The following is a 13,041-nucleotide window of genomic DNA, read 5'->3' as shown; positions in this document are numbered from 1 at the left end:
ATCATTCCCGGCTTCGTCACCCGCGACGGCGCACCGGTCATGAGCTTCGGTGTGATGGGGGGCGCCATGCAGGCCCAGGGCCACGTGCAGATGCTGGTGCGGCTTGCCGACTACCGCCAGAACCCGCAAACGGCAGCCGACGCGCCCCGCTGGCGGATCGACCCCGGCAACATCCTGGCGGTAGAGCATTCCATGCCGATGGCCACCGTGGAGGCGCTGCGGCGCCGCGGCCACGTCGTGCGGATCGCACCCCGCTTCGCCACAGAATTCGGGCGCGCCCAGGCGATCTACCGCCTGGAGGGCGGCTACCTGGGGGCGTCTGAGCCCCGGGCCGATGGCCAGGCGGTGGGATTCTGAATATGCCCTCGGCGCAGGCCCTAATGGAGCGGCTCGGCCGCTATCCCAAGGTGTCGCTGGCGGTCAAGCCCACGCCTCTGGAGCCGCTCTTCCGACTGGGACGGGCCCTCGGCGGTCTGCGGTTGTGGGTCAAGCGCGACGACCTGACCGGGCTCGGAGGCGGCGGCAACAAGGTGCGCAAGCTGGAATACCTGTTGGGCGAGGCCCTCGCCCGTGGGGCAGACACCTTGATCACCACCGGCGCGTGGCAGTCGAATCACGCCCGCCAGAGCGCTGCCGCGGCGGCCCGGCTGGGGCTCGCCTGTCATCTGCTACTCTCCCCAGCCCGACCGCAAGCGGGGCCGGCGTGCACCCGGGGCGGCAACCTGCTGCTCGATCGGCTGCTCGGCGCGCGGATCCACCGGCTCGAGCAGGACGAGGAGCCGATGGCGGCGATGGAGCGGATGGCAGCCGAGCTCGCCTCCCAAGGGGCGAGACCTTACATCATCCCGCGCGGTGGCACATGTCTTCTCGGCGATCTCGGCTACGCCGAATGCGCCGTGGAGCTTCTGACCCAGGCGCGGGCCCAGGGCATCCACCTCGACCGGGTGGTGCTCGCCAGCGGCAGCGGCGGAAGCCATGCGGGACTCGTGGCCGGCTTCCACGCGCTGGGGGAAGCGGTGCGGGTGACGGGCATCGCCGTGCGCGCGAGCGCCCAGGAGCAGCGCCCGTTGGTGGCGCGGCTTGCCGCCCATGCCGCCGAGACCCTGGGGGCGGCAGCGGCGTTCAAGGCAGAAGCGGTGGACGTGACCGATGCCTATCTGGGCGCGGGCTACGGTGAGCCGACGGAGCTCATGAAGGAGGCGCTCGCCCTGGCCGCGGGTACCGAAGGCCTGCTCCTCGACCCGGTGTACACCGGCAAGGCCATGGCGGGGCTCGTGGACCTCGTACGCAAAGGCGGGATCGGCCGCGACGAGACGGTGGTGTTCTTGCACACCGGCGGACTGCCGGGGCTGTTCGCCTACGCGGACATGTTCCCTTGAGTCGGGCGCTTGTGCGAAGGAGGAAAAAAACCGATCGGAAGGAGGATCATCATGACCGACCACGTGTACAAGCTGATCGAGCTGACCGGCTCGTCCGCCACCAGCATCGAGGACGCGGTGCAAAATGCGGTTGCCAAGGCGTCGAAGACACTGCGCAACCTCCATTGGTTTGAGATCGTGGAGACCCGGGGTGTCATCGCCGAGGGCAGGGTGGCCCGGTGGCAGGTGACCCTCAAGGTGGGCTTTACCTTAGAAGACTGAGCGCGGGGCGGGGCAGGGTAGAACCCGAGCGGTGGCCGAAACCCTGCTGTTGCGGCTCAAGAAGGCTCGCCCCAGCGGGGGCTTCTCAGGGCACCGCGGGCCTCAATGGTGGAGAATCTTGGACAGGAACTGCTGCGCCCGGTCGGAGCGGGGCTTGCCGAAGAAGTCTTCCTTGGGAGCGTCCTCCACGATCTCGCCCTCGTCCATGAAGATCACCCGGTGGGCCACCTTGCGGGCAAACCCCATCTCGTGGGTGACCACCATCATGGTCATGCCCTCCCGAGCGAGCTCCACCATCACATCCAGCACCTCGTTGATCATCTCCGGGTCGAGGGCGGAAGTGGGTTCGTCGAACAGCATGCACACCGGGTCCATGGCTAACGCCCGGGCGATGGCCACCCGCTGCTGCTGACCGCCGGAAAGCTGCCCGGGATATTTGTGCGCCTGATCCTTGAGGCCGACCCGGTCCAGGAGCTTCAACGATTTTTCGCTCGCCTCTTCCCTGGAGCGACCCAACACCTTGATCTGCGCCAGGTTGACGTTGTCGATGACCTTCATGTGGGGAAATAGCTCGAAGTGCTGGAATACCATGCCCACCTGGGAGCGCAGCTTGGTGAGATTGGTTTTCGGGTCCCCCACCGAAACACCGTTGACGAGGATCTCCCCTTCCTGGAAGGGCTCCAGCCCGTTCACGCACTTGATGAGCGTGGACTTGCCCGATCCGGACGGGCCGCACACCACCACCACCTGGCCCTTGTCCACGTGGGTCGAGCAGTTCCTGAGCACCTGGAAGCTCCCGTACCACTTGGAGACGTTCTTGATCGTGATCATACGGCGAACCTTTGTTGCAGGCGCTTCACCAGGGAGGAGGCCGCGTAGCACATGATGAAATACACGAGGGCGGCAAAGAGATAGAGCTCCACCAGGCGGCCGTCGCGCTGGGCCACCTTGCTGGCCACTCCCATGAAGTCGGACAGCCCTACTACGTACACCAGGGAAGTGTCCTGAAACAGGATGATGCCCTGGGTGAGCAGTACCGGGATCATGTTACGAAACGCTTGGGGTAGCACCACGTGGCGCATCGCCTGGGCGTAGGAGAGGCCGAGGGCATAGGCAGCGTTGATCTGGCCCTTAGGCACGCTCTGGATGCCAGCGCGAATGATCTCACAGTAGTAGGCCGCTTCGAACAGAGTGAAGGCGATGAGGGCAGAGTAGAACGGGCCGATGCCAGCGGCGTACTCGGTGCCCTGAATGGCGCGCATGACGATGGGCACCAGGAAATAGAACCAGAAGATCACCAGGATGAGGGGAATGGAGCGCAACAGGTTGACATAGGCGCCCGCGGGGATATTGAGGAGCTTGAAGCGGGAGAGCCGCATGAGGGCGAGGAGCGTTCCCAGCACGATGCCTCCCGCCATGGCAAGGGCCGTGAGGTAAAGGGAGAACTGCATGCCCTGCCACAGGAAGGGCAGCGCTCGCACGATTACATTGAAGTCGAACTCCCCGAACATGGGCTAGCGGCCGCCGCTGCCGATGTAGCCCGGAACCCGCACCCGGGCTTCCAGGATCCGCATGCCCACCATGACGATCATGGTGATCATCACGTACAGAAGCGTCGCCACGGTGAAGGCCTCGAAGCCGTGGAAGGTAAAGTCGGTGATCTGGCGGCTTTGGGCGGTGAGCTCCAGGAGCCCGATGGTGAGGGCCACGGAAGAATTCTTGAAGATGGTCAGGAACTCGGAGGTCAGAGGCGGGATGATGATCCGATAGGCCATGGGCAGCAGCACATGGCGGTATACCTGGGGTAGCGACAGCCCCATGGCGAGCCCCGCGTAGGTCTGTCCTTTGGGGATCGACTGGATGCCGGAGCGCACCTGCTCGGCGACCCGGGAAGCGGTGTAGGTGCCCAGGCAGACCACCGCGGTCCAGAACTCGGGGCGCGGCAGCCCGGTCTTCAGCCAGTCGCCCCAGGCCCTGGGCAGGAGCTCAGGCACTACGAAGAACCACAGGAACATCTGCACCAGGAGCGGGACATTGCGGAACAGCTCTACGTACCCGGTGGCGGCAAGGCGCAGCGGCCTGAGGGGCGTCGTGCGCAATACGCCGATGACCGAGCCCAGGCTGAAGGCGATCACCCAGGCCGCCAGCGACACCAGGACGGTCCACTTGAGCCCGGAAAGAATCCAGTCGAGATAGGTTCCGCCCCCGGAAAAGGCGGGCTGGAAGAAGATCCCCCAATCCCAGTTGTAGTTCATTCAAGGAAAAGAGGGGCACAGGGCCCCTCTTGCCGGGAAAGGAGCGCCTAGGCGCCCTTGTCGTTGGGGTTCTTGAACTGCTCCACGAGCTGCGGGGTCATGGGCACGTTGAGGGTCACGTTCTTGGGCGGAATGGGCGACAGGAACCACTTGTTGTAGAGCTTCTCGAGTTCCCCGCTCTTCATCAGGCCGATGATGACCGCGTCGACGAACTTCTTCCACTGGGGATCGTCCTTGCGCAGCATGATGGCGTAAGGGTCGAAGGACAGGAAGTCGCCCACCACGTCCCACTCGGCCGGGTTCTTGGAGTTGGCGATCAGGCCATAGAGCAGGATGTGGTCCATGGGAAAGGCCACCGCCCGGCCCGTCTCCACGGTCAGGAACGACTCGGCATGATCCTTGGCATGGAGGAAGCGGATACCCAGGTTCTTCTCGTCGTTGATCTGCTTAACCGCCCGCTCGTTGGTGGTCCCCTGGGTCACCACCACGGTTTTGCCCTTCAAGTCATCGACGCTCTTGATCCCGGAATCCTTCTTCACCAGGAGCTTGGTACCGGTGATGAAAGTGGTGACGGCGAAGGCCACCTGCTTCTGGCGTTCCATGGTGTTGGTGGTGGAGCCGCACTCCAGATCGATGGTGCCGTTGGCCATGAGGGGGATGCGCGTCTGAGGCGTCACAGGGTTGTACCGCACCTGGAGGTTGGGCATGTTGAGCTCTTTCTTCACTGCCTCGACGATGCGGGCGCAGATGTCCATGGAGTAGCCGATGGGCCGCTGCTGGTCGTCCAGGTAGGAGAACGGGATCGACGCCTCCCGATGGCCGATCACGATGGTGCCGGTGTCCTTGATTTTTTTCATGGTGCCGGTGAGCTCGGCGGCGAGGGCGGGTGCCGCGGCGAAGGCGACGATAACGGCGGCCGCGGTGACGAGGCGGCTTCTCGCTTTCATGTTGTTTCTCCTCTCGGATGGCGTTGGCGATGGGGAAGGCTAGGCCTTGTAATCATTTCAATTTTCTCCAGGCCGTGGAGGAATCTAGCCCAAGCGCCCTCCTTTGTCTAGAAGCCATGCCCCGAGCACTTAAGCCGACAAGGTCATTGCGGACGCCAAGACGGTGGGCGGCGGAGCGCTTGGCGCTTGAGGCAGGGGCACGAAGCCATGGGCGAAGCCCCCCGGGCGCCTGAAGGGCCTCCTGTCAGGACTCCATCAAAAACGCTTCGACCCGCCGCGCCAGGGCGCGGGGCTGATCGTGGTGCATCATGTGGCCGGCATCCGCCAGGGTTTCCACCCGCAGCCGGGCGATGGCGGCGCGGCGGCGCTCGAATTCTTCCGGGGCGTTCCGGTACTGGTGGGCGAGGGTGGATTCCTCCCCCAGCACCCACAGCACTGGTGCCTCGATCCTGCGCCAGCAGGCGATCGCCTCCTCCAGCCGGTAGAGGACCGGGTTGACCCGTTTGTGCTTCGGGTCGCTCACCAGCCGCACCCGGCCGTCGGGCTCGGGCCTAGCCCAGTGGGGGGCGAGGAACCGGGCCTGCTCTTCGGTGAGACGCGGATTGTTTTTCCGCAGCCGCGCGGCCACCGCCTCCAGCGAAGCATACTCGGAGAAGGCTGCGGGGGTCTTCAGCTCATCGAGCCAGCGTCGGTAGCGCCCGGGGGCCTCCTCCGGGCAAGAGGCGGGAAGCCCGAAACCTTCCAAGGAGACCACATGACTGACCCGTTCGGGCCGCACCCCGGCGTAGAGGCAGGCGATGTTGCCGCCCATGCTGTGGCCCAGCAGGGGGGCGGGAACCCCGTCTGCGTAGAGATCCAGCAGAGCGTCCAGGTCCCCCAGGTAATCGGCAAACCGATAATCCCCCTCGTCCCATCCCGAGAGCCCGAAACCGCGCCAGTCGGGGGCGATGCACTGCCAGGGACCTTCCAGGGCATCCACCAGAAACTGAAACGAGGCCGAGACGTCCATCCACCCGTGTAAGAGAAAGAGGGGCGGACCCTCGGGCGGCCCCCAACGGCGCACGTGGTAGTGCAGGCCGCGTATCCTGTGGAAGCTGGAGCGGCTCGGTTTGGCGGGTTTCATCGAAAGCGAGCCTCACCCAGATTGATTCATCCAAACGCGCTTGAAATGAAGCCAGGCTGGTCCGGGATCGACGATCCTTCTTGTTCCAGGGTAGTGCACGCGCGATTCATCCCACCAGGTTGGGCGAAGGGCTCTCCCGCCCAGCTCCGTGCCACTGCCCCGGGCCCTTGGTGAAATCGCCAGGTCAGCGCAGCGCCTGCAGCGCTTCGCGGGCCCGGGCGAGCCGCGCCTCGGCGGCAGAGACGGCTTCCTCCAGGGCCTGCTGCCGGGCCTGGTAGGCTTCGGTGGGGCGCATTCCACCGCCGGCCGTGCCCAGGTACTCCCCCGGGAGCGGCGCGCGTCCCGCTTCCCGGGCCCGCCGCGCCTCCTCGAGGGCTGCTTCGGCCTGACGCACCTCATCCTCGGCGGCGGCCCGCTCCTGCGCCCGCTCGCGCAGCCGTGCGGCGGTCTGCTCGGCCTGCTCCAGGGCTTTTTGGCGTTGCGCCTCGCCGGCTTGCCGTTGTGCTTCCGAGGGCTGGGGCGCTGGCGCCATCTGTTCCACTTTCCGTGCTCCTGGCGCCGGCGCGTCTCCGTAGACCACCCGACCGTCGGGCAGCGTGGATTTGTAGACTTGGGCCACGGCGCAGGTGGAGGCGAGCGTGGCGAGGAGCAGAAGGCGGGTGGATCCCATCGGGGAAAGCGCAGAGCGTCGATAAAACACATTATTATAGGGGGGGCAGTGCCTGGTGCAGGAGCGGAGGCCACCGGCACCGCCGCACCAGGCAGTTCAAGCAAGCGGGACGGCGCGTTGACCCCGTGGATCTTCCGTATTACATCCCGTATTGGAGACGCGCATCGGCAAGCAAGACCAATGGGCACCCGTACGGTGAGGCTCGACCAAGATGCCGAGAGAACCCTCTCCAAGCTGCGCAAGGCGACCGGCCTTTCCATCTCCGAGCAGCGCCAAACGCAGCTTGGGGGCGTGTGAAGAGCGCGCACGGCGCGAAGGCGCTCTGTGCCCCTACGAAGTCTACCGGTGCTTGGATCTCGGCGTCGGCGGCTGGTCCCGGGTCGCCGACGCGGACGCGAAGTGTGTCGTCGTAGAGGTAATCGGGCGCAAACCTGGCAAAAAGATACTCGGGTCACGGGGCGCGGTCGGTCGCGAGCCCCCGGTTTGACCAAGAGCCGGACCAGAAGGGACTCCTGACCCGCGGTTGCCAAGGGCTCCTCGTCGATACCGACCCACTGGTCGCGTTGTTCGATCCGACCGATGAGTGGCGCGGCAGGTGCGTGGATCGGCTCGAGCGCATGAACGAGCCGCTTTGCACCACGATGCCGGTTCTCACGGAGGCGTTCCATTTGCTCACCCCGGCCAGACAGGGAGCGTAGCGCTTGATGAATTTCGTCGCCGCCGGCGGCGTGAGCGTCTTCCTCGACGCGCCCGCGCTCGGCCGCGCGTTCGAGCCGATGGTCCGCTACGGCGATGTGCCGATGGGTCTAGCCGACGCGTCCCTGGGTCGCCGCTGCCGAGCAGCTCCGGTTGCAGAAGATTTTCGCCATCGGTCGCAGGGACTTCGGCGTATACCGCATCCGGCGCGGCCACCGCCACATGGCCTTCGAAACGCTGCGTGAGGAGCCTCTTCAGGAACCCCGGCGCGCCACGTCAAGCTCGCTCCGGTTCAAGGGGCATTGCCGCCTGAGGTAGAATCTCATCGCGTGCTGCTGTTGGAGGATGTTCGAGTGCAATGCACGCCTTTGTAACACCCATGCCCGATCCCGTTTTCATCCACCTGAGGCTCCACAGCGAATACTCCATCGTGGACGGTATCGTGCGGATCGAGGATGCGGTGCGCCGGGCCCGGGAAGACCGCATGCCGGCACTCGCCCTTACCGATCTTGCCAACGTGTTCGGCATGGTCAAGTTCTACGAGGCGGCCCGCAGCCAGGGGGTAAAGCCGCTCATCGGCTGCGATCTGTGGCTTACCAACGAAACCGATCGGCCCAACGCCCACCGCCTCCTGCTCCTGTGCCAGTCCCGAGACGGCTACCTGCGGCTATCGCGGCTGCTGACCCGGGCTTACTTGGAGAATCAGTACCGAGGCCGGCCCGAGATCAAGAAAGGATGGTTCGAAGCTGAGGGCACTGAGGGACTGATCCTGCTCTCTGGCGCTCATCAAGGCGACGTAGGTGCAGCCTTGATGCGGGGCGATGCCGGGCGGGCCCGGGCCCTCGCCGAGGAGTACGCCCGGCTTTTTCCCGCCCGGTTCTACCTGGAGCTCCAGCGAGACGGCACACCCAACGCCGAGAACTGTACTCGGGCCGCTGCGGCCCTGGCCGCTCGCCTGGGACTGCCGGTCGTGGCCACCCACCCGATCCAGTTCCTGGCGCCCGGGGATTTCCGCGCCCACGAGGCGCGGGTGTGCATCGCCGAGGGCTACATCTTGTCCGACCAGCGTCGGCCCAAGGCTTTTACTCCCGAGCAGTACTTCAAGACCCAGGCGGAGATGAGAGCCCTCTTTGCCGACTTACCGGAGGCGCTTGCCAACAGCGTGGAAATCGCCCGGCGCTGCAGCCTGGAGATCGAGCTGGGCAAGGCGAAACTCCCCCGTTTTCCTACGCCCGAGGGCGTGTCCTTGGAGGAATACCTGGAGCGGGAGGCGCAGGCGGGCCTCGAGCGCCGGCTCGCCCGGCTCTTCCCTGACACGCAAGAGCGCGACCGGGTAGCACCCCGCTACCGGGCGCGGCTCGCCTTCGAGATCGAGACCATCCAGCAGATGGGCTTCTCCGGCTACTTCCTGATCGTGGCCGACTTTATCAACTGGGCGAAGTCGAATGGCGTGCCGGTGGGGCCGGGACGCGGCTCCGGTGCGGGTTCGCTCGTGGCCTACTGTCTGGGTATCACCGACCTGGATCCCATCCGCTACGACCTGCTGTTTGAGCGCTTCCTAAACCCGGAACGGGTGTCCATGCCCGACTTCGACATCGACTTCTGTCAGGACGGGCGCGATCGGGTGATCGAGTACGTGCGGCAGAAGTATGGCCACGAGAGCGTCTCCCAGATCGCCACTTTTGGCACCATGGCAGCGCGCGCCGGGGTGCGGGACGTGGGGCGGGTGCTGGACCTGGGTTACAACTTCTGCGACCAATTGGCGAAATTGATCCCCTTCCAACCGGGCAAGCACATCACCCTGGCCGAGGCTCGGCAGGCGGAGCCCCTGCTTGCGGAGCGGGAGAAGAACGAAGAGGAGGTGCAGGAGCTGCTTGCGCTCGCCGAACGGTTGGAGGGTTTGACGCGCAACGTGGGCATGCATGCGGGGGGCGTGTTGATCGCCCCGGGACGGCTCACCGACTTCTGCCCCCTGTACGTGGCCCAGGGCTCCCAAAGCGTGGTCTCCCAGCTCGACAAGGACGACGTGGAGAAGATCGGGCTCGTGAAGTTCGACTTCCTCGGCTTGACCACCCTCACCATCCTCGACTGGACGCTGCGCTACGTGCGCCAGCTCGACCCCACGTCCTGCCTGTCCCTGGAATCCCTGCCCCTGGACGACCCGGACACCTATAGGATCTTTTCCAGCGCCAACACCACTGCGGTGTTTCAGTTCGAATCTCGCGGCATGCGGGACCTGCTGAAGCGGGCCCGGCCGGACCGCTTCGAGGACCTGATCGCTTTGGTGGCCCTATATCGTCCAGGTCCCATGGATCTCATTCCGGAATTCATCGAGCGCAAGCACGGGCGCAAAGCGGTGGAATATCTGGACCCGCGGCTCGCGCCGATCCTCGGTCCCACCTACGGAATCATGGTGTATCAAGAGCAGGTGATGCAGATCGCCCAAGTGATTGGCGGCTATACCCTGGGCGGCGCGGACCTGCTGCGGCGGGCGATGGGCAAGAAAAAGCCCGAGGAGATGGCGAGGCATCGGGAGATCTTCGTCGCCGGCGCGGAGAAGAACGGGCTGCGTGGGGATAAGGCAAGCCAGCTTTTCGATCTCATGGAGAAGTTCGCGGGCTACGGTTTCAACAAGTCCCATGCCGCCGCCTACGCCCTGGTGGCCTACCAGACGGCGTACATGAAGGCCCACCATCCCGCAGCCTTCATGGCGGCGAACCTCTCCGCGGTGATGGACGACACCGACAAGGTGGAGCAGCTCTACGAAGACGCCCGGCAGAACGGTCTCACCGTGTTGCCGCCGGACGTGAACGAGAGCGGCTACCGCTTCGTCCCGGTGGACGAGCGCACCATCCGCTACGGACTCGGTGCCGTGAAGGGCACAGGTCAGGCGGCCATCGACGCGATTCTGGCCGCCCGGACCGAGGGCGGGCCGTTCCGCAGTCTGCTCGACTTCTGCCGGCGGGTGGACAAGCGCGTGGTGAACCGGCGGGTGGTGGAATCCCTGGTGCGTGCCGGGGCCTTCGACTCGGTGAACGAGCACCGGGCGAGCTTGCTTGCCTCGGTGGGCATCGCCCTGGAAGAGGCGGAGCGGCGAGATCTCGCCTCTTCTCAAGTGAGCCTCTTCGGCGCGGCAGACGGCGCGGAGCACCCGCCAGCGCTGATCGACTGCCCTCCATGGAGCGAGGCCGAGCGGCTGCAAAACGAAAAGCTTGCCCTGGGGTTTTACCTCTCGGGTCATCCGTTCAACGCCTACGCCCGGGAAGTTTCTGCCTTCGTGAAAACCCGCCTGGCCGAGCTGCAGCCTTCCCAGCAGAGCGTGCTCGTGGCCGGCATGATCTACAGCTTGCGCATCCAACCCACCCGGCGCGGCCGCATGGGGGTTATCGTGCTGGACGACGGCAGCGCCAAGGTGGAGGTAGTGGCCTTTTCGGAGCTTTTCGAGCAGCATCGCGCTTGGCTGCGGGAGGAAGCCCTGGCGGTGGTGGAAGCCAAGGTGGTCTATGACGAGTTCACCGGAGGCGTACGCTTGACGGCAGAAAAGTTGATGAGCCTGAGCGAGGCCCGCGGCCGTTACGCCAAGGCGGTACGGCTCGTGTGCAACGGCGCTTCCGACCCGATCAAGCTGCGCGAGCTGCTCGAGCCTTATCGCCACGGCACCTGTCCCGTGGTGGTTCATTACGTGAACGGGGTGGCCGAGTGCGATCTGCCCCTGGGCGATGCATGGCGCGTGCGGCTGGAGGACGAGCTCATCGCCGGGCTCGAGGCATGGCTTGCCCGGGAGAACGTGCAGATCCTCTATTGAGCGAGTACAAGAGCGCGCGGCATCGCGGCGGTGGACGAGAACGCGCTCGCCCGGACGGTACCTTCGAGCCGGTTGGGTGTCCTCGTCAGGCTCGTGCGCGCTGGATAGGCAACTCCCTTCGCCTGCGGTTTGCGCGACCATTTCGAGGAGGACTGACCGATCGCTCTATCGGCCTATCCGGAGGCGCCGGTCCGAGCCGGCCGGCACGAGCGCACCCTCGCCGGGACGGTCTGTTTCGGCGTGGTGGCCGTCCTGGGGCTTTCCCTCGTGGCGGTGGCCCTACTCGTGCCTGCTTACCCCCAGCCCCAGGCGTATCACGCCTTCGCGGATGATCGGGCGTTTCTTGGCGTTCCCAACTTCGCCAACGTGATCTCCAACGCGGGCTTCCTGGCGGTGGGCTGGCTCGGGCTGCGTTATCTTCGCGGCCCGGGACGCCAGAGCTTCTTGGAAGACCAGGGCCGTTGGCCTTATCTTGCCTTCTTTGCCGGTGCCGTGCTGACAGCGCTCGGTTCGGCGTATTATCACTGGGCACCGACAGATGATGCTCTGGCCTGGGACCGATCCGCCATGACGCTCGTCTTTTCGGCCCTCGTGGCCGCTGTGCTGGCGGATCGCAGCGATTCCAAGGCGGTGCTACCCGCCTTTCTACTCATCGCCGCCCTCGGTGTGGGAACGGTCGTCTACTGGCGCGCGAGCGCCGCGCTTGCGGCCGAGAACGTGCTTCCTTATCTGACGTTCCAGGCCGCCGCGTGCGCGCTGGCGCTTGCCCTCACCGTGTGGCCGTCCCGTTATACGAGGCGCGCAGACCTGGGCGTGGCGTTTCTGCTCTACGCAGCGGCCCTGGCAGCGGAGTGGCACGATCATGCCATCTTTGCTCTGGGCCAGGTGGTGAGCGGCCACACGTTGAAGCATCTGCTGGCGGCCGCCGCCATGTACTGGGTGCTGCGCATGCTGATGTGGCGCGTACCCCGCGGCTTGCCTCGGAACAGTGCGGTGAGGAACAGCGATTGAAAACGAAAACCGTGGACACACCCACCCTTCGGATTGCTTACGAAGAGCGGGGCGTGCGCGACGCCACCGCTTTTCTGCTGCTCCATGGTTGGCCGGACGATGTCCGCACCTGGGACCCCGTGGCCGAGCGGCTAGCGGAGGAGGGCTACCGGGTTCTGTGCCCCTATCTGCGTGGCTTCGGGCCGACCCGCTTCAGCGATGCTTCTGTCATGCGTAGCGGCCAGCTCTCGGCCCTGGGACAGGACGTGGTGGACTTTGCCGTGGCCCTGGCGCTGCGTGATTTCGTGCTGGTGGGCCACGACTGGAGTGCCCGCGCCGCCTACGTGGCGGCGGTTCTAATCCCCGAGCGAATCCGTGCCTTGGTGGTGCTTTCCGTGGGCTACGGCACCAATACGCCCGATCAGGCCCTGTCCTTCGACCAGGCGCGCCAGTACTGGTACCACTGGTATTTCGCCTTGGAGCGGGGGCGGCAGGCACTGGAGCGGGACCGCCGGGATTTCACTCGCCGCCTCTGGCGCCTGTGGTCGCCCGCCTGGCGCTTCACCGAGGAAACGTTCGCGGCCACCGCCGTGTCCTTCGACAACCCGGATTGGATCGGCGTCACCGTTCATTCCTACCGCCATCGCTGGGGCTACGCCCCGGGCGATTCCCGCTACGATGGGCTGGAGCGTCGGCTCGCGGTGCCGGAAAAAGTTGAGGTACCTACCTTGCTGCTCCACGGGGCGGAGGATGGGGCGACCTTGCCGGAGACCTCTGCGGGCAAGGAGGCGTTCTTCACTGCCGGCTATCGCCGGGAAGTCCTGCCCGGCGTAGGGCATTTCCCCCAGCGTGAGCGCCCACAGGCCGCCATCGAAGCCTGCCTCCAGGCGGCGCGGGGCCGTATCGGCTGAGAGC

12 protein-coding genes are annotated in these 13,041 nt (G+C 65.6%); 6 read left to right on the top strand and 6 right to left on the bottom strand.

What is annotated here, in order from left to right:
* The 3 genes from V7Q81_RS03415 to V7Q81_RS03405 form a co-directional block, all read left to right on the top strand.
* Positions 1–357 (top strand): gamma-glutamyltransferase (locus tag V7Q81_RS03415; RefSeq protein WP_333840365.1); only part of this gene is annotated, 357 nt, incomplete at its 5' end.
* Positions 358–359: 2 nt separating this feature from the next.
* Positions 360–1,379, top strand: coding sequence for a D-cysteine desulfhydrase (locus tag V7Q81_RS03410; protein ID WP_333840364.1), 1,020 nt, complete (start codon positions 360–362; stop codon positions 1,377–1,379).
* Positions 1,380–1,430: 51 nt separating this feature from the next.
* Complete coding sequence (locus V7Q81_RS03405; protein WP_333840363.1) at positions 1,431–1,640, top strand: dodecin; 210 nt, start codon at positions 1,431–1,433, stop codon at positions 1,638–1,640.
* A 102-nt stretch (positions 1,641–1,742) separates the two neighbouring features.
* On the opposite strand, the gene V7Q81_RS03400 is transcribed toward V7Q81_RS03405, so the two are convergent.
* The 6 genes from V7Q81_RS03400 to V7Q81_RS03375 form a co-directional block, all read right to left on the bottom strand.
* Positions 1,743–2,471, bottom strand: coding sequence for an amino acid ABC transporter ATP-binding protein (locus V7Q81_RS03400; RefSeq protein WP_333840361.1), 729 nt, complete (start codon positions 2,469–2,471; stop codon positions 1,743–1,745).
* The gene (locus V7Q81_RS03395; RefSeq protein WP_333840360.1) at positions 2,468–3,151 is read right to left on the bottom strand and encodes an amino acid ABC transporter permease; all 684 of its coding nucleotides are present in this window, start codon (positions 3,149–3,151) and stop codon (positions 2,468–2,470) included. The genes V7Q81_RS03400 and V7Q81_RS03395 overlap by 4 nt, the downstream gene beginning before the upstream one ends.
* 3 nt (positions 3,152–3,154) lie before the next feature.
* A complete protein-coding gene (locus V7Q81_RS03390) occupies positions 3,155–3,895 on the bottom strand; it encodes an amino acid ABC transporter permease (RefSeq protein ID WP_333840358.1) in 741 nt (246 codons plus the stop codon).
* A gap of 47 nt (positions 3,896–3,942) precedes the next feature.
* Positions 3,943–4,842, bottom strand: coding sequence for an amino acid ABC transporter substrate-binding protein (locus V7Q81_RS03385; protein WP_333840357.1), 900 nt, complete (start codon positions 4,840–4,842; stop codon positions 3,943–3,945).
* 244 nt (positions 4,843–5,086) lie between these two features.
* Positions 5,087–5,965, bottom strand: a complete 879-nt coding sequence (locus V7Q81_RS03380; RefSeq protein ID WP_333840356.1) for an alpha/beta fold hydrolase — start codon at positions 5,963–5,965, stop codon at positions 5,087–5,089.
* A gap of 184 nt (positions 5,966–6,149) precedes the next feature.
* Positions 6,150–6,635 (bottom strand): DUF4124 domain-containing protein, encoded by a 486-nt coding sequence (locus V7Q81_RS03375; RefSeq protein WP_333840355.1) that lies wholly within the window; start codon positions 6,633–6,635, stop codon positions 6,150–6,152.
* Between the two features lie 1,054 nt (positions 6,636–7,689).
* On the opposite strand from V7Q81_RS03375, the gene dnaE reads away from it, so the two are divergent.
* The 3 genes from dnaE (at position 7,690) to V7Q81_RS03360 (ending at position 13,037) form a co-directional block, all read left to right on the top strand.
* The gene (gene dnaE, locus V7Q81_RS03370) at positions 7,690–11,136 is read left to right on the top strand and encodes a DNA polymerase III subunit alpha (protein ID WP_333840353.1); all 3,447 of its coding nucleotides are present in this window, start codon (positions 7,690–7,692) and stop codon (positions 11,134–11,136) included.
* 240 nt (positions 11,137–11,376) lie between these two features.
* Positions 11,377–12,147: an alkaline phytoceramidase gene (locus V7Q81_RS03365; protein WP_333840351.1), complete on the top strand. Its 771-nt coding sequence runs from the start codon at positions 11,377–11,379 to the stop codon at positions 12,145–12,147.
* A complete protein-coding gene (locus V7Q81_RS03360) occupies positions 12,144–13,037 on the top strand; it encodes an alpha/beta fold hydrolase (protein ID WP_333840349.1) in 894 nt (297 codons plus the stop codon). Before V7Q81_RS03365 ends, V7Q81_RS03360 begins: the two co-directional genes overlap by 4 nt.
* Positions 13,038–13,041 lie beyond the last annotated feature (4 nt).

The sequence above is a fragment of the Pelomicrobium sp. genome (assembly GCF_036803785.1).
GTDB lineage: Bacteria > Pseudomonadota > Gammaproteobacteria > Burkholderiales > UBA6910 > Pelomicrobium.
This window is presented reverse-complemented; position numbering and strand designations above follow the sequence as displayed.

What these genes read in the sequence shown, in the direction of transcription:
- V7Q81_RS03410 (WP_333840364.1), top strand. Translation starts at nt 360, where the DNA reads ATGCCCTCGGCGCAGGCCCTAATGGAGCGGCTCGGCCGCTATCCCAAG.
- V7Q81_RS03405 (WP_333840363.1), top strand. Translation starts at nt 1,431, where the DNA reads ATGACCGACCACGTGTACAAGCTGATCGAGCTGACCGGCTCGTCCGCC.
- V7Q81_RS03400 (WP_333840361.1), bottom strand. Translation starts at nt 2,471, where the DNA reads ATGATCACGATCAAGAACGTCTCCAAGTGGTACGGGAGCTTCCAGGTG.
- V7Q81_RS03395 (WP_333840360.1), bottom strand. Translation starts at nt 3,151, where the DNA reads ATGTTCGGGGAGTTCGACTTCAATGTAATCGTGCGAGCGCTGCCCTTC.
- V7Q81_RS03390 (WP_333840358.1), bottom strand. Translation starts at nt 3,895, where the DNA reads ATGAACTACAACTGGGATTGGGGGATCTTCTTCCAGCCCGCCTTTTCC.
- V7Q81_RS03385 (WP_333840357.1), bottom strand. Translation starts at nt 4,842, where the DNA reads ATGAAAGCGAGAAGCCGCCTCGTCACCGCGGCCGCCGTTATCGTCGCC.
- V7Q81_RS03380 (WP_333840356.1), bottom strand. Translation starts at nt 5,965, where the DNA reads ATGAAACCCGCCAAACCGAGCCGCTCCAGCTTCCACAGGATACGCGGC.
- V7Q81_RS03375 (WP_333840355.1), bottom strand. Translation starts at nt 6,635, where the DNA reads ATGGGATCCACCCGCCTTCTGCTCCTCGCCACGCTCGCCTCCACCTGC.
- dnaE (WP_333840353.1), top strand. Translation starts at nt 7,690, where the DNA reads ATGCACGCCTTTGTAACACCCATGCCCGATCCCGTTTTCATCCACCTG.